19 protein-coding genes are annotated in these 18,682 nt (G+C 56.2%); 15 read left to right on the top strand and 4 right to left on the bottom strand.

The window, feature by feature from the left end; translation table 11 throughout:
* Positions 1 to 29: 29 nt before the first annotated feature.
* The 9 genes from Q0796_RS07785 to Q0796_RS07745 all read left to right on the top strand — a co-directional run bounded on the left by Q0796_RS07785 (position 30) and on the right by Q0796_RS07745 (position 10,583).
* Positions 30 to 419 carry a hypothetical protein gene (locus Q0796_RS07785; protein ID WP_298441728.1) on the top strand — a complete coding sequence of 130 codons (390 nt, stop codon included), beginning with the start codon at positions 30 to 32 and terminating at the stop codon, positions 417 to 419.
* Complete coding sequence (locus tag Q0796_RS07780) at positions 409 to 1,839, top strand: hypothetical protein (RefSeq protein WP_298441727.1); 1,431 nt, start codon at positions 409 to 411, stop codon at positions 1,837 to 1,839. The genes Q0796_RS07785 and Q0796_RS07780 overlap by 11 nt, the downstream gene beginning before the upstream one ends.
* Positions 1,836 to 2,948: a glycosyltransferase gene (locus tag Q0796_RS07775; protein ID WP_298441726.1), complete on the top strand. Its 1,113-nt coding sequence runs from the start codon at positions 1,836 to 1,838 to the stop codon at positions 2,946 to 2,948. Before Q0796_RS07780 ends, Q0796_RS07775 begins: the two co-directional genes overlap by 4 nt.
* Before the next feature lies 1 nt (position 2,949).
* Positions 2,950 to 4,791 (top strand): sugar transferase, encoded by a 1,842-nt coding sequence (locus Q0796_RS07770; RefSeq protein WP_298441725.1) that lies wholly within the window; start codon positions 2,950 to 2,952, stop codon positions 4,789 to 4,791.
* Between the two features lie 399 nt (positions 4,792 to 5,190).
* Positions 5,191 to 5,511: an STAS domain-containing protein gene (locus tag Q0796_RS07765; protein ID WP_298441723.1), complete on the top strand. Its 321-nt coding sequence runs from the start codon at positions 5,191 to 5,193 to the stop codon at positions 5,509 to 5,511.
* A complete protein-coding gene (locus Q0796_RS07760; protein ID WP_298441722.1) occupies positions 5,508 to 6,335 on the top strand; it encodes an OmpA family protein in 828 nt (275 codons plus the stop codon). The genes Q0796_RS07765 and Q0796_RS07760 overlap by 4 nt, the downstream gene beginning before the upstream one ends.
* Positions 6,335 to 8,422: an SLBB domain-containing protein gene (locus Q0796_RS07755; RefSeq protein WP_298441720.1), complete on the top strand. Its 2,088-nt coding sequence runs from the start codon at positions 6,335 to 6,337 to the stop codon at positions 8,420 to 8,422. The genes Q0796_RS07760 and Q0796_RS07755 overlap by 1 nt, the downstream gene beginning before the upstream one ends.
* Entirely contained in the window at positions 8,419 to 9,096 is a 678-nt protein-coding gene (locus tag Q0796_RS07750; RefSeq protein ID WP_298441718.1) for a hypothetical protein, read from the top strand. Before Q0796_RS07755 ends, Q0796_RS07750 begins: the two co-directional genes overlap by 4 nt.
* A 62-nt stretch (positions 9,097 to 9,158) precedes the next feature.
* Positions 9,159 to 10,583, top strand: coding sequence for a sigma-54 dependent transcriptional regulator (locus Q0796_RS07745; RefSeq protein ID WP_298441717.1), 1,425 nt, complete (start codon positions 9,159 to 9,161; stop codon positions 10,581 to 10,583).
* Between the two features lie 72 nt (positions 10,584 to 10,655).
* On the opposite strand, the gene Q0796_RS07740 is transcribed toward Q0796_RS07745, so the two are convergent.
* Positions 10,656 to 11,660 (bottom strand): glycosyltransferase family 4 protein, encoded by a 1,005-nt coding sequence (locus Q0796_RS07740; RefSeq protein ID WP_298441716.1) that lies wholly within the window; start codon positions 11,658 to 11,660, stop codon positions 10,656 to 10,658.
* Positions 11,661 to 11,769: 109 nt separating this feature from the next.
* Between Q0796_RS07740 and Q0796_RS07735 the strand changes: the two genes are divergently transcribed.
* Positions 11,770 to 12,108, top strand: a complete 339-nt coding sequence (locus tag Q0796_RS07735) for an Hpt domain-containing protein (RefSeq protein ID WP_298441714.1) — start codon at positions 11,770 to 11,772, stop codon at positions 12,106 to 12,108.
* On the opposite strand, the gene yvcK is transcribed toward Q0796_RS07735, so the two are convergent.
* Entirely contained in the window at positions 12,091 to 12,993 is a 903-nt protein-coding gene (yvcK, locus tag Q0796_RS07730) for a uridine diphosphate-N-acetylglucosamine-binding protein YvcK (protein ID WP_298441712.1), read from the bottom strand. The genes Q0796_RS07735 and yvcK overlap by 18 nt on opposite strands.
* 156 nt (positions 12,994 to 13,149) lie before the next feature.
* On the opposite strand from yvcK, the gene Q0796_RS07725 reads away from it, so the two are divergent.
* A complete protein-coding gene (locus tag Q0796_RS07725) occupies positions 13,150 to 13,632 on the top strand; it encodes a GNAT family N-acetyltransferase (protein ID WP_298441710.1) in 483 nt (160 codons plus the stop codon).
* Here Q0796_RS07725 and Q0796_RS07720 read toward each other — a convergent pair.
* The gene (locus Q0796_RS07720) at positions 13,622 to 14,062 is read right to left on the bottom strand and encodes an NUDIX domain-containing protein (protein WP_298441708.1); all 441 of its coding nucleotides are present in this window, start codon (positions 14,060 to 14,062) and stop codon (positions 13,622 to 13,624) included. The two genes, Q0796_RS07725 and Q0796_RS07720, sit on opposite strands and share 11 nt — an antisense overlap.
* Positions 14,063 to 14,191: 129 nt before the next feature.
* Here Q0796_RS07720 and Q0796_RS07715 point away from each other — a divergent pair, with 129 nt between their 5' ends.
* From Q0796_RS07715 to lpxM (Q0796_RS07705), 3 genes are all read left to right on the top strand, one after another.
* A complete protein-coding gene (locus Q0796_RS07715; protein ID WP_298441706.1) occupies positions 14,192 to 14,554 on the top strand; it encodes a hypothetical protein in 363 nt (120 codons plus the stop codon).
* A 113-nt stretch (positions 14,555 to 14,667) separates the two neighbouring features.
* A complete protein-coding gene (gene lpxM, locus Q0796_RS07710; protein WP_298441705.1) occupies positions 14,668 to 15,630 on the top strand; it encodes a lauroyl-Kdo(2)-lipid IV(A) myristoyltransferase in 963 nt (320 codons plus the stop codon).
* A 110-nt stretch (positions 15,631 to 15,740) separates the two neighbouring features.
* Complete coding sequence (gene lpxM, locus Q0796_RS07705; RefSeq protein ID WP_298441703.1) at positions 15,741 to 16,682, top strand: lauroyl-Kdo(2)-lipid IV(A) myristoyltransferase; 942 nt, start codon at positions 15,741 to 15,743, stop codon at positions 16,680 to 16,682.
* 10 nt (positions 16,683 to 16,692) lie between these two features.
* Here the strand turns inward: lpxM (Q0796_RS07705) and Q0796_RS07700 are convergent, their stop codons facing one another.
* Entirely contained in the window at positions 16,693 to 16,992 is a 300-nt protein-coding gene (locus Q0796_RS07700; protein ID WP_298441701.1) for a GIY-YIG nuclease family protein, read from the bottom strand.
* Positions 16,993 to 17,246: 254 nt separating this feature from the next.
* On the opposite strand from Q0796_RS07700, the gene nrfA reads away from it, so the two are divergent.
* Positions 17,247 to 18,611, top strand: coding sequence for an ammonia-forming cytochrome c nitrite reductase (nrfA, locus tag Q0796_RS07695; protein WP_298441699.1), 1,365 nt, complete (start codon positions 17,247 to 17,249; stop codon positions 18,609 to 18,611).
* The last annotated feature ends 71 nt before the right edge of the window (positions 18,612 to 18,682 follow it).

Raw genomic sequence — 18,682 nt, 5'->3', positions numbered from 1 at the left:
GTTGAAGCGGATAGGTAAGGAGCCAGATCATGCGTCGTCGTTATCACCATCTTGCCCCGTTGTGGGCCGTGGCGTTGTTGTTGAACGTTGGTTGTGCCAGCACCGGTTCATCCTCTGCGCCCACCGGCACCACGCTGGGGCAGCCGTTAGTGTTGCAATGGCAAGCGGATCAATCGGCCGCTTGGCTGCTTGGGCAACATCTGACTCCCCAGCTACTTGCCAGTGCTCGTTTGGCTATTGCGGTTGGTCCGAGCAACCAACAACAACCGTTATGGCAGCGAGCGCTGGTAGGTCAGCAACGGCAGCGGCAGCTGGAAACGGGGCTGCGCCAATTGGGCTACCAAGGCCAAATTGATTGCCGTTATCAACCGGCGTTAGCCGCCGATCAAATTACCGTGGGGCTGACCCATGCTCAGTGACTCGGCGCAGTTGTTCTTCTATCGCTGGTTGTACCATTTGTGGTGTTGGCGACTGGCGTTGTGGTTGCCCGCTCTGGGGTTAGCTGCGCTGCTGTGGCTCAAAGGTGAGCTGGGGGATAATCGCTACCGCAGCCATACGGTGATGCTGCTGCAAGAGTCGGCATTGGCCAACCCCTTTTTAAAAGACATGTCGGTGGCGGTGCAACTTAAGCAGCGACTGTCGGGGCTGCGCGCCTTGCTAGGGTCGCGGCAACTGCTGCAAGAGGTGGCAGAGCACAGCGGCTTGATTGATGCCACAAGCAGCGAAGCCGAAGCGGCCATGGTGCGAGCGAAGTTGCGTGATGCGGTGTCGATGGAAGTGATGGGCGACAGCTTGGTGCGGCTGCAAGTGATCTGGCCGCAAGCGGCATTAGCCCAAACCATTTTAACTTCGTTTTCCGTCAGCTTTCAGCGCCGTTTAATGGCGCCGGGGCAACGGGCGGTGGAAGACTCGCAACGGTTTTTACAGGTGCAACTGCAGCGGCAAGAGCAGAGCCTGAATGAGGTCGAGCAACAACTGGCCAGCTTTAAACAACAAAATGCGGCGCTGCTGCCGGATCTGCTGGGGGCCAACAACCTGGCCTTACTGGAAGCGGAAACCAAAATCCGCCAACAGCGGATCGCCATTGAAGGGGCGCAGTCGCGCTTACTGTCGGTCAAAAATCAGCTGGCCAGTGCCAGCCCGCTAATGGGCGAGATTGAGCAGCGCATTGTGCGCACCCAAACGGAATTGGCGCAGTTGAAAGGGCGCTATACCCCGCGTCATTCGGCGGTGAAGGCGGTGCAGGCGCGTTTGTCGCAATTGCAAAGCGAGAAACAGCGTTTATTGAACGCCAAACCTTACGATCTGGAACAGCACCTAGACAACCTGTGGCAGCTGGCCAGCACCATCGACAGCAGCGAAGGGCAAACGCCGATATTGGTGTCGCAGCTGCGCCAGTTGCAGCAAGCGCAAAACCAACTGGCGGGGCTGCAAAGTGAACTGGAACTGTTGCAACAACACCGCCAACGCATTGGTGAGCGGATGAGCCAAAGCGCCGCGGTTGAGCGCAAATTGGCTGAGTTGGAGCGGTTGGCGCTGGGGCGGCGCGAACTGTATCAAGAGCTGCTGGTGCGCTACGAAAAAGCCCGTGTGACCAGCGAACTGGGGATGTTTGAAGCCCCCAATAAAATCCAAGTGATCGACGCCCCCAATTACCCCAGCCGCAGCCTTGAGTTGCCGTGGTTTATTAATGTGTTGTTTGGCCTCGCCGGAGGGCTGGCGCTGGGGATCGCGTGGGCAACCATTCAAGCGCTGTGTGATCAGCGCATCTATGCCCGAGTTCAGCTGCAACAGCTGGCAGCCGAGCTGACCTTCACCGAAACGAGGCCAAGCCGATGATCATTGCCCAACTGGTTCAACGTTTTAACCCTGGCGGCTTAGAAACCATGGTGTTGGCACTGGGCCAGCACTTAAGTCAGCAGCATCAGTTGCACTATTTTTCCCTCGAAGGCAGCACCGAACAGCTTAAAGATGAGTGGCCGTTGCTGCGTCAATTCAAGCATGTGCACGGCTTAGGCAAAACCTCTGGGCTGGATTGGCAGCTGCCTCAGCGGCTGCGACAGCAATTACGGCAGCAGCAGGTGCAGTGCTTGCACAGCCATCATATTGGGCCGTTGCTGTATGGCGCCTTGGCCTGCGCCGGTGCCAGCCCCATTGTGCAGCTGCACACCCACCATGATGCGTGGCATCTGCGTCAGCCCAAGGCCCGTTGGCTAACGCGGTTGGCATTGGCGACCAGCGGTGCCACCAGCGTGGCGAATGCCGACAACGTTGCTCAGCAACTGCAAGCTTTGGGGTGTGGTGTGGATGCGGTGGTATTGAATCGCGTTGATACCAATCGCTTTTGTCCGGCGGACAAAGCCCAAGCGCGGCAGCAATTGCAGTTGCAGTTGCCGCAACAGGCGTGGCTGTTCGGTGCGGTGGCGCGTTTGGTGCCGGTGAAGCAGCTGCAGCTGCTGGTGCAGGCGTTGGTGTCGTTACCCCCATCGGCGCAGCTGGTGCTGGCGGGGGATGGCCCTTGTCGTCAGTCACTGCAACAACTGGCGCAGCAGCTGAAGGTGGCTTCGCGCTGCCACTTCTTAGGCCACCACGATCAACCGGAGTTGGTGTACCAAGCGCTGGATCAATACTGCCTGTGCAGCGCCGACGAAGGGGCGCCAATGGCGTTGTGGGAAGCGCAAAGCTGTGGGTTGCCAGTGCTGTGCGCCGATGTGGGCAGTTGCGCTCAGCTGTTGTGCCCCAGCAGCAGCCGCTTGCTGACGGCGGCGGAGTCTTGGTCGGCGGCGCTGCAACAGGCGCACCAAACGGCAACGCAACATCGGCTGGCTGCGGCGCAACAGCAGGCGGCTCGCGCCTTTGCGCTGGCCAGTGGCGGGCTTGAGGCGATGGCCTCTGAATATCAACATCAATACCAACACCACTATCAGCAACTGCTGGCGGAGGGCTAACATGCTGCTTATTTTTCTGATCTCAACGTTACTGCTGTTGATCCATCTGTGGCTTTACCCGCGCTGGATGCGGCAACAGGCTTCGGGGCAAGCCGTGGCCGATACTGCCGCTACAGCCGTGTGGGCTCGGCGGCAAGTCGTGGTGCTGATCCCCTGTTATAACGAAGCCCGATCGCTGCGTTTTAAGCTGAATAATTTGCTGAAGCAGCGTTTCCCAGGGGCACAGTTGACGGTGCGGGTGGTGCTGGATGGTTGCAGCGATAACAGCGCGGCGGTGGCGGCGGAGTTTCGCGTTGCCTACCAGCAACAAGGGATCCGCTTGCAGCTGTTTAATCATCGCCATAATCGCGGCAAATGCTTTCGCTTGAATCAACATCTGCCACGGCTGCAACCGCGCTGCGATTGGGTATTACTAAGCGATTGTTCGGCGCTGCTGAGCCACGATGCGTTAGCGCAGGTTGATGGCTACTTTAATGTGCCCGATGTGGGCGCCGTGAGCGGCGCTTACTGCCATGGCATGGATCGGCGTTTACACCAGCACTGGCAGCAACTGAATCAGCTGCGCCAAGGCGAGGGCGCCAGTGGCCACTTAATGGGGGGCACCGGCGCAGCCTTAGCCCTGCGCAGCCACCTGATCCAACCGCTGCCTGCCGATTGCATCAACGACGATTTTGCACTGGTGATGCAGGTGATCGCGCAAGGCCAGAAAGCGGTATTGGCCCCGCAGCTGAAAGCCGTTGATATCGCCCCACGCAGCAGCGAAGCGTTGTTCGCCCAGCGGCGCCGAATTGCGGCTGGCAATGTGCAGCAGCTGGCGCCGTTATGGCAGGCGATGCGCGCCAAAGCCTGGCCGCAGCGGCTGATGGCGCTGTGTGGCAAGGGGCTGCGGGCGGCGGTGCCGATGCTGGTGCCCGTGATGCTGTTGTCGGCGCTGGCGGTACTCAGCCAGTGGCTGGGCGCGCTGGTGGCACTGGCGGCAATGCTGCCAGTGGTGGTGGTGTTGCTGTGGCCCCATGTGGGCGGGAAAGGCACCGTTGCCCACCTCAGCTTGGCCTTGCAAGGGGCGACGATGGGCTGCCTTGGGGCGCTGGTTGGGATCCGCCCTAGTTGGCAGGGGCGAACGCAACCGGCGTCATCGCGGCGGGCATGGCAACCCAGCTCTGCCCCCCAAACGCCGCCGCAAACCGCAGATAACGCCATGTTGGATCAGGGTGAACCCTATCAGCCGCCATTGGTGAGCGGGATCAAGCGCAGTGTTGATCTGCTGTTTTCCCTGCTGGGGTTAGGGTTGGTGGCGCCGCTGCTGCCGTTGGTGGCGCTGGCGATTAAGCTGGATTCAACTGGGCCGGTGTTTTATCGACAGCTGCGGGTAGGGGCTCGTTATGCCGACAAAACCGAGCTGATCTACATCACCAAATTTCGCACCATGACCGTTGATGCCGAGGCCACCGGAGCGCAATGGGCGCGGCCGAATGATCAGCGTATTACTCGGGTTGGGGCGGTTTTGCGGGCAACGCGCTTAGATGAACTGCCGCAACTGTGGCAGGTGCTTACGGGGCAACTGTCGCTGGTGGGGCCACGGCCAGAACGGCCGCAGTTTTGTGGCGAGCTCGAACAGCGGCTGCCGTTTTACTTAGAGCGCACCTACGGCCTGCGTCCGGGCTTAACCGGGCTGGCTCAAGTGAATCAAGCCGGTGATACCTGCCTTGAGGATGTGCAAACCAAGTTGCAGTTTGATCATGCCTACGCCGCCGCTTTGTGCAGCATCAGCACCTACCTCTTAATGGAGTTACAGGTGTTAACGAAAACCGTGTGGGTGGTGCTGGCGGCCAAGGGGCACTAACGATGCGCTAGGGGCGGCAAGAGGCGTTGTTGGGCAAGACATTGGCGGCAGAGATCGCAGCGGAGATTGGCGCTTGGGCTGGCGAGTGTGGTTACGGCCATTAGACTGACCGGTACTTACCGGTACTTAACGGCAGAGCATACCCCTGTTGTTTGTGGCGCTTGTATGTGGCGCTCGTTGGTGGTGATCGTTAGCGGGATGAATTCGTGCGCTGAGTGGGCGGCGTGCAAGGATTGCAAAAACACACTCTGCTTTGGCAATGCAGGCGTTGCAAAATAGGATTTAAAACTTTTTATCTAATAAAAACAAAGGCTTTAAAGTTGGCATTGGCTATGCAGGGATAGGGGTATCCAGCGGGGTAAATCCGTACCCCACCCACCCAAAGCAAGGGGGCCAAGCATGGCTATCGCAATCGATCAAAACCTGCAGCCACTGATCTTAGCAATGCCGCGTCAATTTGATATTCAAAGCGTGCCAGCGGTAAAAGAGCGGTTTGAAGCGGCGCTGGCAGACAGCACTCAACCGGTCATTCTCGAATTCACTCAAGTCGCCTTTATCGATTCCTCTGGGATCGGCGCGGTGATTTTTCTGTTCAAACGGCTTAAAGGGCAGCAACGCTCAATTCAAATTGCCGATGTCAGCGGCCAGCCGCGACGGATCCTAACCATGCTCAAGGTGGATCGCGCCATTGAGTTTATTGGCGTGGGAGCCAGCGTATGAAAGCCGCCATCGCCTTAGCCGCATTGCTGTGTGGCGGTTGTACCTCGTGGCCACAAGAGGGGCACGGTGGCTACGCGGATCAGTCGCTGCCGTGGGATGGCTACCTGCAGTCCCCAGCGCATCTGGCCGAGCATCAAGCGTTACGCAGTCGCGTTGTGGCTGCCCAGCAAACCTTGGAACTGCTGCGGTTACGGGGCGCGATGGATTGCTTACCGGAACGCACCTACCAAGCCGATCAGTTGTTAACCTTGGTACGCCAAGAGCTGGCGGATGGCCTGATCGCCGATGCCCATGAACACCAACTGCTGCTCGATAATCATCTGTTTCGGTTAACCACTCGCCTTACCGCACTGCAACAACAAACCGGCTGCAGCTGGGGCTTAAGTGCCCAAGCGCAGCCGTTATCCGAACAACAACTGCTGACGCTGTTACTGCAAGCGGAACAATTCGCACTGGATCGCGCCGAGCTGTTGCCGCTGTTTCAACAGCGTTTACAACTGTTGGCCCAGTATCTGGCCGAACACCCAGGACTGTTGCTAACCATCACCGGTTACACCGATACCGAGGGCACAGCCGAATATAACCAGCAGTTAGGGCAACTGCGGGCCGAGGCGGTTGCCGCCCAATTAACCCGTTACGGTGTGCCGGACGCGCAGCTGCAATTGCGCTCGGAAGGGGCCGCGTTGCAGCTCAACCATGCCGACGCTAAAACCGCCGCACTGGCCAGCCGCCGCATCGAATTTCGTTTATCGACGGTGGCCATGGCACCCACCGAGCCGGTGCCGCTGCAGCAGTGGCGCTCTCGTTTGTGGGGGAAACAGTAATGAGAACTTGGCTGATCATGGTGCTGTTGTGCTGGCCGCTATTGGCCGGCGCGCAGGAGCAGCGCCAACTGCAAGCGGGCGACGCCATCACCATTGTGATGCCGGGAGAGGCTGATTTTGAACAGCCCTTCCAGCTGGATAGCGAAGGCAAAATCCGCTTGCCTGAAATTGGCAAGGTGCGCTTGGCGGGGCAGACGCTCGGCCAAGCAAAGCAGGCGATAAAGCTGGCGCTGTCCTCGGTGTACCTCAACCTCGATCAGTTTGATCTGGAACTGAGTGAGCGCAAATTGCTGTTGCGGGTTTTGGGTTATGTGGCCACCCCCGGCGAGGTGATCCTACCCAAAGATGGCAATGTGCAGATGGCGATAGAAGCCGCTGGCGGCCTTAAGCCCGGCGCGCAGCTTGATAAGTTGCAGCTTAAGCGCGATGACCAAGTGATCCCATTTAATTTCAAAGCCTATCTGGACTCCGGCAACAGCCGCTTATTACCGCAGTTACGCAGTGGCGATCAGCTGTTTGTGCCCGCCTCGCCATTAACCGGCAACGTGGAAGTGAACTTTGATGCGCGCTCATTGATCGCTGGTGGCGATGCCGGTGACGACGACCAAGCCATTACTCTGTTTGGCGAAGTACGGAACCCCGGCAGTTTCAGTTTTAAAGAGGGGATGGGGCTGGTCGACGCCTTGATGCGCGCCGAAGGGGTCACCCGTTACGCCGACGTAACTCACATTCGGGTGATCACCGATGGCCACCCCTACCTGTTCGATTTAAAAAGCTATTTAGACAGTGGCGACAGCCATGGTCAGCCGCCATTAAAATCGGGCACCTTGGTGTTTGTTCCGACTCAGATCGAGGTGGTGTCGAACACCCAGCGCACCGTTTACGTGATGGGCGAAGTGCAGGCCCCTGGTGCCTATGAAACCGGCGATAACGTTACCTTTTTGGATCTGCTGGCCAATGCCGGTGGGCCAACCCGCTTTGCTCAAACCCGTGACATCCGAGTGTTGCGCTCGGATCAATCGGTGGTTGAGGTGAACTTACTGGCTTATACCGAAAACCAAGGGGGTCCCGCGTTACCGGCGGTGCAGCCCGGCGATGTAATTTTTGTGCCGGAAAAAACCGACGTAAACGAGAAATCGTGGCTGAAGATCCCCGCCAGTGACGCCATTAAAATCATCGGCGCGGTTAAAAATGCCGGCCGTTATGAATGGGACGACAACATGTCCTTTTTAGACTTGTTCGCCCACGCAGGCGGGCCTGAACAGCACGCGAATTTGGCCGAGATTGAGATCGTCAAAGAAAGTGGCGACAAACAGATATTTGATCTGGATAAGTTCATCCGCCAAGGCGGGGCGTTTAATGCACTGCCTACGTTGCAAGCGGGCGATACGGTGGTGGTGAACGAATTGCCCTGGGATCCCAGTGACAACAAAAGCTCTTGGGTACGCCAAAGCGCAGAAAGCTCAATCTATGTGTTTGGCCAAGTGGGGGCACCGGGGCGGTACGCCTTTACCGAACAACTGGGGTTTCTGGACATATTGGCCGCCGCAGATGGCCCAACCGACAAGGCCGATCTTGGCCAAATACGGATCACTCATCGTGATGGCAGCAAAGCCCGAGTCACACAGCTGAACCTAGCCCGTTACTTTGAAAGCGGCGACGAAAGCGTCCTGCCACAGGTGTTGCCCGGCGACACCATCTTCTTACCGCAGCGCCAGCGCCAATGGTTAGAAAAGCCGTCGGAGCAAGTGGTGCGGTTGATGGGCTCGGTGCAGAAACCCGGCCGTTACAGCTTTGACCAATCCATGAATCTGCTGGATCTGCTGGCCGAGGCCGGTGGCCCCGACGACAACGCCTACATCGAAAAAATCGTGGTGGTGCAGCACAGCTGCTGCGAGCCACAAGCCCGGATCTTTAACTTAAAGAAGTTTGTTACCCAGCCCAATTACGCCGACATTCCGGTGCTGCGCCCAGGGGATACGGTGTATGTGCCGGATCAAAGCCAATCCAACTGGCATATCTTCTTAACCGGAGTGCGTGACGCCTTAAGTGTGGTGGCCCTGTTCGCCTTAGGAGCCGCGATATGATGCCGATATTGCAACAACTGAATGCGCTGCCAGCGCTGCTGCGCCAGCATCAACTGGGCCACATTGGGTGCGCGACCGTTGGCCACAGCCGCAACAGTTTAGCCCGCTGCGAGCACACCGCCGCTGCGTTAGCGCAATCGTTGTCTGCGCCGCTGCTGGTGGATTTAGATTGCAGCGCGCACACCCGAACGCCGCCTCAACACCGATCGAACCGCGGGGAGGATCGTGCCCCAACGAACGATTGGAACCTTAATGACATCAGCGCCCACACCGCCATTGATCACGCCGACCGTTTTGATCTGTTGTTGGCACCGCAAACGGTCATGGCCCCCAGCAGTGAGCAACTGCAACATGCGTTGCTGCGCTGGCAGCAAGAATACCCCGTGGTGTTGGTGCATTGCGGCAGCCTGCAGCACCCCGATAACCTGCAGCTGGCACAGGGTTGCCAAGGGCTGTTGTTGTGGGTGGATGCCGGTCAAGACGATGAAGCCAGCGTGCGCCGCTGCTTGCAAGAATGTCAGCTACGGCAAATTAACGTTGTGGCGATGGTGCTGGATAAACAGCAGCAACCGCCGCTAGGGCAGTGGCTGGCGCAGGCATGCCCGCGTTGGGTGCCGTTGTCGTGGCCACAATGGCTGCAACAGCAACCGTGGTTAAATGGCCTTAGCTTGTAAGATAAAGTTTATTTCTTTCCTACACTTAAACTGCCGCACTGGTGACTGCTGAGGGAAAGGAAATGACACAGCAACTGCAACGGGTGTTATTAGTTGAGGACACCGAGTCACTGGCTCGGGTTTACGGCGCTTATCTGCGCGATCACCCCATCCATATTGAACACGTAAAAACCGTGTCCGACGCCAAGCGTTCGTTAACGCGGCAGCTGCCTTCGCTGGTGTTATTGGATCTGCACCTGCCGGATCAAGGCGGCATCGAAGTGTTAAAAATGCTGCACAACAGTGGCTGTACCTTGCCGGTGATTGTGATCACCGCCCATGGTTCGGTGGAGGCCGCGGTGGAATCGATGCAACTGGGGGCCTATGACTTTGTCGCCAAGCCCGTGGATGCCCAGCGGCTGCAGGTCACCGTGAATAATGCCCTTAATTTCTATGCGCTGAATCGACTGGTTGATCAGATGCAAAGCCAGAAAAATCGCAGCAGCTATTTTGGCTTTGTGGGCGCCAGTACCGCAATGCAAGCGGTGTATCAATTGATTGAGCGCGCGGGCCCCAGTAAAGCCACGGTGTTTGTGCTGGGGGAAAGTGGCACCGGCAAAGAGGTGTGCGCCGAATCGCTGCACCTTGCCAGCGAACGTGCCGACAAAACCTTTGTGCCATTAAACTGCGCCGCGATTCCCCGCGAACTGGTGGAAAGCGAGCTGTTTGGTCACCGCAAAGGCGCGTTTACCGGCGCGCAAAAAGATCGCGATGGCGCGGTACTGGGTGCCCATGGCGGCACGCTGTTCTTGGATGAAATTTGCGAAATGGAGCTGGATTTACAAGCCAAGCTGTTGCGCTTTTTGCAGTCGGGCAAGATCCAACCGGTGGGCTCGGATCAACTTATTGATGTGGATGTTCGCATTGTGTGCGCGTCCAACCGAGATCCGTGGAAAGAGGTCGAAGCGGGGCGCTTTCGTGAAGACTTGTATTACCGTTTGCATGTGTTGCCGATAAATTTGCCGCCACTGCGGCAGCGTGGGGATGATGTGTTGCTGCTGGCGCGCAAGTTTTTGCAGCAATATGGCCAAGAAGAGGGCAAGCGTTTTGTTGGCTTTTCGCGTCAAGCGGAGTGGTGTTTAACCAAATTTGGTTGGCCGGGCAATGTGCGTCAGCTGCAAAATATCATGCGGCAGATTGCGGTGATCCAGCCCGGAGGCAAGGTGGCGGCCGAGCAACTGCCGTTGCCGCTGGCGGGGTTGCAGCAAGAGTTAACCACCAGCGCGCCGGATCAGTTTCAATGGGATCAAGGCGAGCCGGTCGCTGCTGCCCCAGCACCGGCCTTAACGGTTGCCACGGAGCCGCTGAGCAGCTTGGCGTCAATCGAACGGCAAGCGATTGAACAGGCGATAGCGCAATGCGAGGGCAACATTACCCAAGCGGCCAGCATGTTGGAGGTAAGCCCTTCAACCATCTATCGAAAAATGCAGGTGTGGCAGCAGGTTTAAGTCGTGGCCAGCCTGATTTTTTGGGGCGGCCATCGCGGCTTTGCCCGATGGCCAGATGGCAGGCAACGGCATTCATTGCGAGGCGGATTGATAGCAGCTTAAACATTGGCTAAGGGTTTGCTGCCCTTGCCACTGAGCTTGCACGCGCGCTTGCCCCTGTGATCGCAACTGTTGCCATTGGGCTGGGGTTTGCGCTGCCAATTGCCGCAGCGCTTGTGCCATCTGGGTTAACTCATTTTCAGGCACTAAACGGCCAACCCGGTCATCAATCAACTTAGCCAGATCCCCAACCGCAAACGCCACCACCGGCACGCCAGCGGCCAACGCTTCTAACGCCACCAATGGCAGCCCTTCATAGCGCGACGGCAACACCAACAGATCCAGTTGCGCCAACGCGCGGTCAACCTGATGGCAAAAACCGTGATCTTCGATGTTGCTGGGTGTCAGCAGCGGTGCCAATTCCCCTGCGCCAAAGCTGTGCCAGCCAAACTGCGGCAGCTGCTGCGCTAAGGCAACCAAGCGATCCAGCCCTTTATCGAGGCAGTAGCGGCCAATAAATCCGATCTGCAGCGGCGTGCCCGTTGCTTGGCGCGGCGCCGCGATGTGGGTAACAAAGTTCTTTATCACCATGGGCGAACCGGGCAGTTGGGCGGCAATGCGCTCGGATACGGCCAGATTGATGCTGCTACGGGCACTGAGCCGGTCTAGCCATTGATAGCAGCGCAGCTTACCGTGGCCGCATTCTCCGGCATGAAAGGTACTGATCGCACGACGGCCACTGCCCAGTGCCGCCAAACGGCAGAGGATCCCAGCTTTATAACCGTGGCTGTGAAGTACCCCTTTTTGTGCCAATTGCCGTAACTGTTGCAGTTTTTGGCGGGGGCTGCCGATTAAGCCAATATGCGGCAGCTGTTGCAGATTGAGTTGCGTTTTGAAACTGCCATCGTCGTAGCGTTGCCACAACAGCAAGGTAACGCAGTGGCCAGCTTGGCTGAGTAAGCGCCACAAGTGGCACACGTGTGCCTCGATCCCGCCGTATTCACGGCCATCCAGCACTAAAAAGATAGGCAGCGCCATTGGGTTACCTCCATTGCCAATCGTTGCGACACCAAGGGGAGAGCCGAGATGCCAATGTGGCATAGGCAATGCAATGGCAATGCCAGAGATGGCATAACAGGAGCAGATCATGGGGGCGTTACTGAACCGGATAACCTTGGCGAAGTTGGAACAAGAGGCCGGAGCGGATCTATTAGAAGAATTGATCATGGTGTTTGTGGATGAACTGGATCATCGCTTGCTGCAGCTGCAGCAAGTGCGGTTGCCTGAGCAACTGCAACAGTTGGCGCACAGCATCGATGGCGTGGCGCAAACGTTTGGTGCCGATCGGCTGGCGACCCAAGCGCAACGGGTGGAGCAACAAGCGATGGGCAGCCGCTTGATGCCGGTGGCGGGCACGGGGGAGTTGATCCAGCTGTTGCAGTTAACCTGTCAGCAATACCGCAAGCAGTTAACGGTGCGCGGTTAGCTTGGCCACCAACAGAGGCAGTGCCTGTGCCAATAACTTGGGGCAGTGTTGCTTGGCTTCTAAACCAATTAATGGCGCCTGCAGGTGGAGACCAGCTTGGGCATCAGCGCCAACGGCGGCGGGCTGTTCGCCGTGGCTTAAGGCGCACGTCACGTTAACCTGAGCATAATGTTCAAACAGCTCAATTTGTTCGCGGTTTGAACGCAGGCCAATAGGGCCAGATTCACTGCTGAGGTTGCAGATAAATCCGATGGGCTTTTGTGCCAACAGCGCTTGCAGTTCCGTCACCAAAAAAGTTGGGCACAAACTGGTGAGCAAGCTGCCGGGGCCAACCAAAATCGCATCGGCGGCGGCCACCAATTGCATCGCTTCGGTGGCGGCGCTGACACTGGGTTCTAATCCCAGTTGGCTGGGCAGGTGGTGGGCGGCGTCGATGGCGGTTTCACCCACTATCGTTAATCCACCGTGGTAGTTTGCGCGCAGTTGCGTTGAGCTGTCAGACATCGGCAACAACGGCTGACTCACGGCCAGCAACCGCCGCAGCAGATCGATGGCATCACTGGGAGAAACGCACAGTTGATCCAGCGCCAGTAGCATTAAGTTGCCCAGGTTGTGGCCATGCAGTTCGTCATCTTGTTCAAAGCGGTAATCCAGCAGCAGCTTGCCTAGGTGCTCATCGTCGGTCAGCGCACTGATGCAGTGGCGGATGTCGCCTAACGCGATGCCGCCGTGGCGCTGACGAAGACGACCGGTTGAGCCACCGTCATCGGTGGTGGCAATCACCGCACCAAAATCAAACTGGCACAGCTTAAGTGCTTGCAGTAATCGGCTTAAGCCATGCCCGCCGCCAATGGCAACCACCTTTACTTCCCTGTTAGCCAACATCGGCCCCTATCCCTGCTGTTTGATACCCTGATTTTAGGCGATTTTATTGAAACCGCTGCGGTTACTCGACGGATTAAATTGTTGTCGCAGGTTGTCACTAGCTCGCTATAATTGTTGTTATTTGGCAATAAATTTCAGTCATATAGCGGAGGATAGATGAGCTTTCAATTACGCCCCATCGGTAGCGAGGACGATCCCGCCATCGCCACCATTATTCGCACGGTATTGACTGAGTTTGGGGCCAACCAGCCGGGTTTTGCTTGGCAAGATAAAGAGATCGATCGCCTGAGCGAAGTCTATCAGCCGCAACACAGCCGTTATTTGGTGGTAGAACGCCACGGCGAAGTGCTTGGCGGGGCCGGTTTGGCGCCTTTTGCGTGCCATTTAGATAACGTTTGTGAACTGCAAAAGATGTATCTGTCGCCATCGGCTCGAGGGTTAGGGGCGGGACGATCCTTACTGGTGCGCTTACTGCAATTCGCGCGACAGCAGGGCTACCGTCACTGCTATCTAGAAACCTTTGGCCCCATGACCCAAGCGCAGCACCTGTACCGCGGCTTAGGTTTTGTGGAGTTGGATGGCCCATGGGGCAACAGCGGCCACAATGCGTGTGACCGCTTCTTTTCAATTAAGCTGTAGGTTGATAAAACTGCTTGGTCAGCAGGCAGGCTATCGATTGCTCACTGGCATCAAAATGGGGTTGGGGCAGGGCTGTTGGCTCGAACCAATGCCAGCCTTCGCATTTATCCGGTTCCCGATTGGTGATGAGTTGCCCTTGGTAGCGGGCATAAACGCACACCGAAATGGAGTGCAGCCCTTCCGCCGCAAAGGTGGCGAGATTATTGGTTAATCCTATCACCGTAACCGCATCTAGCCTGACACCGGTTTCCTCTTGCAGCTCGCGGATCGCGGTTTGTTCAAAAGTTTCCCCCGCTTCCATGTGTCCACCAGGGATCGACCAATAGGGCGCGTGTGCATTTTTTCTTTTACCTAGCAGTACCTTGCCATCCTGTCGTTGCAAGATGATGCCGACGCCGACCGTCGGGCGTGTCGCTGTTGTTGCGGTCAAACTGCTCCATCCTTGTCTTATTTCATGTTGGCTCAACTATCTTATAGGCAAGCTGGATTGAGCAACAGCCGTTGTTATGCCAGTGCCATCGCGCGACACGCGGACGATGGAGCACCTTGTGGGGCGGCAATGTACGAACTAAAACCCTATGGATTGTTGTTGTGTGGTGCCATGTTGGCGCTGTGGTTTGAGCTGGGCAGCTTGGGGCAGTTTTGCGCGTTAACCCTGATGCTGTTGGGGGCGACCATCTGGATCCTCCGCTCCAATTATCGACGCCAAGATAAACGGCCTCGACGAGGCTGGATGCCGGAAGTGTTGTACGAATACTGGCCGTTTATCTTACTGGTGGCGGCTACCGGCTTGGTGTCTTGGCAACAAAGCCTGCTGCCGCTGTTGCTGGCGGCTTTGTTGGCGGTACGGGCGATTAACTTACTGTATTACCGTAATCAATACCGTGTTGGGCCAGTAAAACCGACCCTTGGGGCGCATTAACGGGCAAACGGCGTGCCGCAATCGTTGCGTTTTAACGCCAGCCCATTAGAATATCGCGCCTTTATCGGCTGTTGAACCCAGCTGTGGTTGTATTGTAAAGGCGCGTCCCCTCTATGTCTGCTCAACCCTCAGATCCCCATGATCCACAACTGTCTTGGTCGATGCTGCATCCGCGCTATGTGGGGTTATGGCTGGGGCTGTTTACCATCTGGCTGTTGGCGTTTGTGCCGTATCAAGTGCGGGATAAACTGGCGTTGCTGATCGCCAAGTTTATGGGGCGGCCAGGCAGCAGCACCCGACGTCGAGCCGAAATTAATCTGCGTTTGTGTTTCCCTGATTGGTCTGATGCCCACCGCGAACAGGTGCTTAGGCAAATGTTTGCCCGCGCTGCCCAAGTCAGCTTGGCTTACGGGATCTTGTCGGTACGCAGCAAAAGCTACTTAGAACGTCACATCAAACTGCATGGAATCGAGCATCTGCAACCCCATTTGGATGCGGGCACGCCAGTGATCTTATTGGCCCCCCATAACTGGGCGATTGAGTTTGCAGGGGTGCTGCTGGCTTCCCGCGGAGCACGTTGGACCGCGATGATGAAACCAAACCCCAACCCACTGATGGATTGGGCGATGCTATTAGGCCGCAACCGCTTTAAGGGAAAGTTGTTTACTCGGCAGCATGGGATTGAGCGTTTGCTTAACCAAATACGGCAAGGGTATGTGGCTTATTACCTGCCCGATCAAGACCACGGCATGGCCAAAAGTGAATACGTACCGTTTTTTGCGACCCACAAAGCAACCTTGCCGGGTCTCGGTAAGATGGTAGAGAAAACCGGCGCGGTAGTGGTGCCGATGTACGCCAGTTATGATCCCGCCAGTGGCCAATTTGCTGGGCACATTCAAGCGCCGATGACGTCGGTGCCCAGTGGCAGCCCACAGGGCGATGCGCGCTTATTGAATCAGCAGCTGGAGGCGATGATCAGCGCGGATCCTACGCAATACATGTGGATTTTAAAGCTGCTAGATTCCCGTCCTGAAGGGGAGCCCAGCCCCTATCGGCGGCCAAAAAATACGCATTGATGGCGTTAGCGAGCCACAAAAGCGACAGATGTGCGCGTTAGCGTTGTTGCGCACCACGGGGCAGGGTAAGGTGATTGGGTACGAAGCGATAATAACAAAGAGACGTAACCATGCCGCACAGTGCCATGGACCGCTGCTACCAAGTTCAATTCGGTCCACAACTGCTTCACCCTCGTAACTGGCCAGCCTGGTTGGCTGTTGGTGCCTTAGCGCTGTTGGCGCTGATCCCAACGCGGCTGCGGATCGGATTGGCCAAAGCGCTGGTGCCGTTGGCGCGCCCGCTGTGTAAAAAGCCCATCCGCATCGCCTGCGCCAACCTGCGCCACTGCTTTCCTGACCAAACTGACGCCCAGCGCAAACAGCTGATTGATGAACTGCTGCACACCTTTTTGATGAGCAGCATCAGCATGGGTGGCTTGGCCATCCACAGCAAAGCCTCGTTGCAGGCAAAGATCAATTTGAACGGGATTGAGCATCTGAATCAGGCCCGTGCCGAGGGGCGCTCAATCATCTTTTTAGTGCCGCACATGTTTGCGCTTGAATACGCCGCCGTCGCATTGACGATGACTGGATTGCCGATGATTGGCATGGTGAAGCACCATCGGAATCAGGTTTTTAACTGGTTTGCATGTCGGCAGCGAGTGCGCTTTGGGGGCAGCTTATTCCACCGCGAGGCGGGGATCAGCACCATCGTTCGTGCGCTTAAAGAGGGCAATAGCCTGTTCTATTTGCCGGACCAAGATCATGGCCGTGATAAAAGCGTCTTTGCGCCGTTTTTTGGTTGTCAGAAAGCCACCTTGCCGGTGCTCAGTCGCATTGCCCGATGCGCTAATGCGGTGGTGGTGCCATTAGCCGCGGGATTCTGCGTAGACAGTGGCCAAGTTGAGGTGTCGCTACAGGCGCCATTAGCGCTAGATGATCTGGATAAAGAGCAAGAGGCGCGGCTGTTGAACCAGCAGATGGAGCAGCTGATCAGCCCCTATGCGGCGCAATATATGTGGTTTTTAAAGGTGCTAAAAACTCGGCCGGAAGGGGAAGCGAAAATCTACTAAGCGCCGTTGTTTAAGGTGGCGTTAGCTCCGGCCACAGCTGCGCTACCGTGATGGTTTCGGCGATCAACGCCAACTTCTTCGGTCGAGCTAACCGCTTGATCCGGTACTCCAATTTAAGGGCATTGCTCTTATCCCCTCCGCGTTGTTGAAAGCGCAGTGTTAAGGGGCCTTTGCCCCTCAGGCTGCGGGCGGTTTTGGGCCCATTCGCTTGGTGCTCGCTAAAACGGCGGCTAACGTCGGTGGTGATGCCGGTATAAAGGCTGCCCGATTTAGTTTCGATCAGGTAAAAGTACCACTGCTGTTCACACATTGAATAATTTTACTCCGGTTACGGCTGGGCAGTGATAATTGTGCCAATGGTCACTTTTATTGTGCAACTGATGTGGTTGTCGAAAGAGGTTTTTTTGCTGTTTTATCGAACTTTTTTCATTATGACAAACAGTGAAAAGTGATCTGGTTTGCATAAGTACCCATCTACCCCCAAAGGGGTATTTTATGGGTATATATGAGTACATACTCTGTCATCGAACTTCGCGACACCTGTAGCGAATAGTGAGGATGATGATGAAAACTCTAAACAAAATTATTGTAGCCATGGCACTGGCTGGCGTAGCAACTGTTGCAACAGCAAAAGTGACCGAAAAAGACGCGGTAAACGAGAACTGGAAAGGTCAATTCCCAGACCAGTACAACTCTTGGGCCACCACCAAAGAAACCTCTGAAATCGTTGATTTGATCAAAGACGATCCAAACCTGGCAATCATGTTTGCTGGTTACGGCTTCTCTAAAGATTACAACAAGGCCCGTGGTCACTACTACGCCCTGGTTGACGTAATGAACACCCTGCGTACTGGCGCTCCTAAAGGCGACACCGATGGCCCAATGGCTGCCGCATGTTGGTCTTGTAAAGCACCTGACGTGCCACGCATGTACGACAAGATTGGTGAAGGTACCTTCAACAACAACAAGTGGGGCAAATGGGGCAGCGAAATGAGCAACAGCATCGGCTGTGCTGATTGTCACGTTCCAGGTTCTTCTGAAAACACCATGTCTCGTCCATACGCTAAGCGCGCAATGGAAAAACGTGGCCTGAAGTTCGAAGAGCAAGAAGCAGAGATGCAAGCGGCTCAGACCTGTGGTCAATGTCACGTTGAATACTACTTCGATAAGACTGACGACAAGAACGTTCGCTTCCCTTGGGAAGTTGGTTTCTCTGGTGAAGACGCAGAAACCTACTACGACGGCATCAAGTTCAAAGATTGGACTCACAAGATCTCTAAAGCACCAATGCTGAAAGCTCAGCACCCTGAGTTTGAGACTTGGTCTACTTCTTCTCACGCAGAGATGGGCGTTACCTGTATTACCTGTCACATGCCTAAGAAAGAGAACGCGAAAGGTCAGGAATACTCTGATCACAACGTAGGCAACGCGCTGGACGCTTTCGACACCACTTGTGCTGATTGTCACGACAGCAAAGCGGAACTGAAAGAAACCATCGAAGCGAACAAAGCTGAGATCAACGAACAGAAACTGGCTGCTGAAGTACTGATCGTTCGCGCTCACTTCGAAGCTAAAGCGGCTTGGGATGCTGGTGCAACCGAAGCTGAAATGGCGAAGTCTCTGGATCTGATCCGTAAAGCTCAGTGGCGTTGGGATTTCGCCATCGCTTCTCACGGCATCGCGGTTCACAACCCAGCTGAAGGCCTGCGCCTGCTGGAAGCAGCTCAAGACTTCGGTCAGCAAGCTCAAGACGAACTGAAGAAAGTTCTGACTAAGCACGGCGTTAAGCAACCAGTTGCCCTGCCTGATCTGTCCACCAAAGCGGCAGCTCAAAAAGCGGCCATGTGGGACATGAAGAAGCTGAACGCTGACAAGAAAGAATTCTTGGAAAAGCGCGTTAAAGGCGAGTGGAACTACCAAGCTCACTAAGCGGTAGCTACTAGCTAGAAAAGACCCAGCCTTGTGCTGGGTCTTTTGCGTTTCGGCGTCGATATCAATCC

It is taken from the genome of uncultured Ferrimonas sp., from assembly GCF_947489035.1.
Lineage (GTDB): Bacteria > Pseudomonadota > Gammaproteobacteria > Enterobacterales > Shewanellaceae > Ferrimonas.
Note: the sequence above shows the minus strand (reverse complement) of the source record. Positions and strands in the feature narration are given on the sequence as shown.

Coding starts and splice junctions, on each gene's coding strand:
- nrfA (WP_298441699.1), top strand. CDS start 17,247: ATGAAAACTCTAAACAAAATTATTGTAGCCATGGCACTGGCTGGCGTA.
- Q0796_RS07750 (WP_298441718.1), top strand. CDS start 8,419: ATGATGCCGATATTGCAACAACTGAATGCGCTGCCAGCGCTGCTGCGC.
- Q0796_RS07725 (WP_298441710.1), top strand. CDS start 13,150: ATGAGCTTTCAATTACGCCCCATCGGTAGCGAGGACGATCCCGCCATC.
- Q0796_RS07760 (WP_298441722.1), top strand. CDS start 5,508: ATGAAAGCCGCCATCGCCTTAGCCGCATTGCTGTGTGGCGGTTGTACC.
- lpxM (WP_298441705.1), top strand. CDS start 14,668: ATGTCTGCTCAACCCTCAGATCCCCATGATCCACAACTGTCTTGGTCG.
- lpxM (WP_298441703.1), top strand. CDS start 15,741: ATGCCGCACAGTGCCATGGACCGCTGCTACCAAGTTCAATTCGGTCCA.
- yvcK (WP_298441712.1), bottom strand. CDS start 12,993: ATGTTGGCTAACAGGGAAGTAAAGGTGGTTGCCATTGGCGGCGGGCAT.
- Q0796_RS07785 (WP_298441728.1), top strand. CDS start 30: ATGCGTCGTCGTTATCACCATCTTGCCCCGTTGTGGGCCGTGGCGTTG.
- Q0796_RS07775 (WP_298441726.1), top strand. CDS start 1,836: ATGATCATTGCCCAACTGGTTCAACGTTTTAACCCTGGCGGCTTAGAA.
- Q0796_RS07735 (WP_298441714.1), top strand. CDS start 11,770: ATGGGGGCGTTACTGAACCGGATAACCTTGGCGAAGTTGGAACAAGAG.
- Q0796_RS07755 (WP_298441720.1), top strand. CDS start 6,335: ATGAGAACTTGGCTGATCATGGTGCTGTTGTGCTGGCCGCTATTGGCC.
- Q0796_RS07745 (WP_298441717.1), top strand. CDS start 9,159: ATGACACAGCAACTGCAACGGGTGTTATTAGTTGAGGACACCGAGTCA.
- Q0796_RS07740 (WP_298441716.1), bottom strand. CDS start 11,660: ATGGCGCTGCCTATCTTTTTAGTGCTGGATGGCCGTGAATACGGCGGG.
- Q0796_RS07715 (WP_298441706.1), top strand. CDS start 14,192: ATGTACGAACTAAAACCCTATGGATTGTTGTTGTGTGGTGCCATGTTG.
- Q0796_RS07765 (WP_298441723.1), top strand. CDS start 5,191: ATGGCTATCGCAATCGATCAAAACCTGCAGCCACTGATCTTAGCAATG.
- Q0796_RS07780 (WP_298441727.1), top strand. CDS start 409: ATGCTCAGTGACTCGGCGCAGTTGTTCTTCTATCGCTGGTTGTACCAT.
- Q0796_RS07770 (WP_298441725.1), top strand. CDS start 2,950: ATGCTGCTTATTTTTCTGATCTCAACGTTACTGCTGTTGATCCATCTG.
- Q0796_RS07700 (WP_298441701.1), bottom strand. CDS start 16,992: ATGTGTGAACAGCAGTGGTACTTTTACCTGATCGAAACTAAATCGGGC.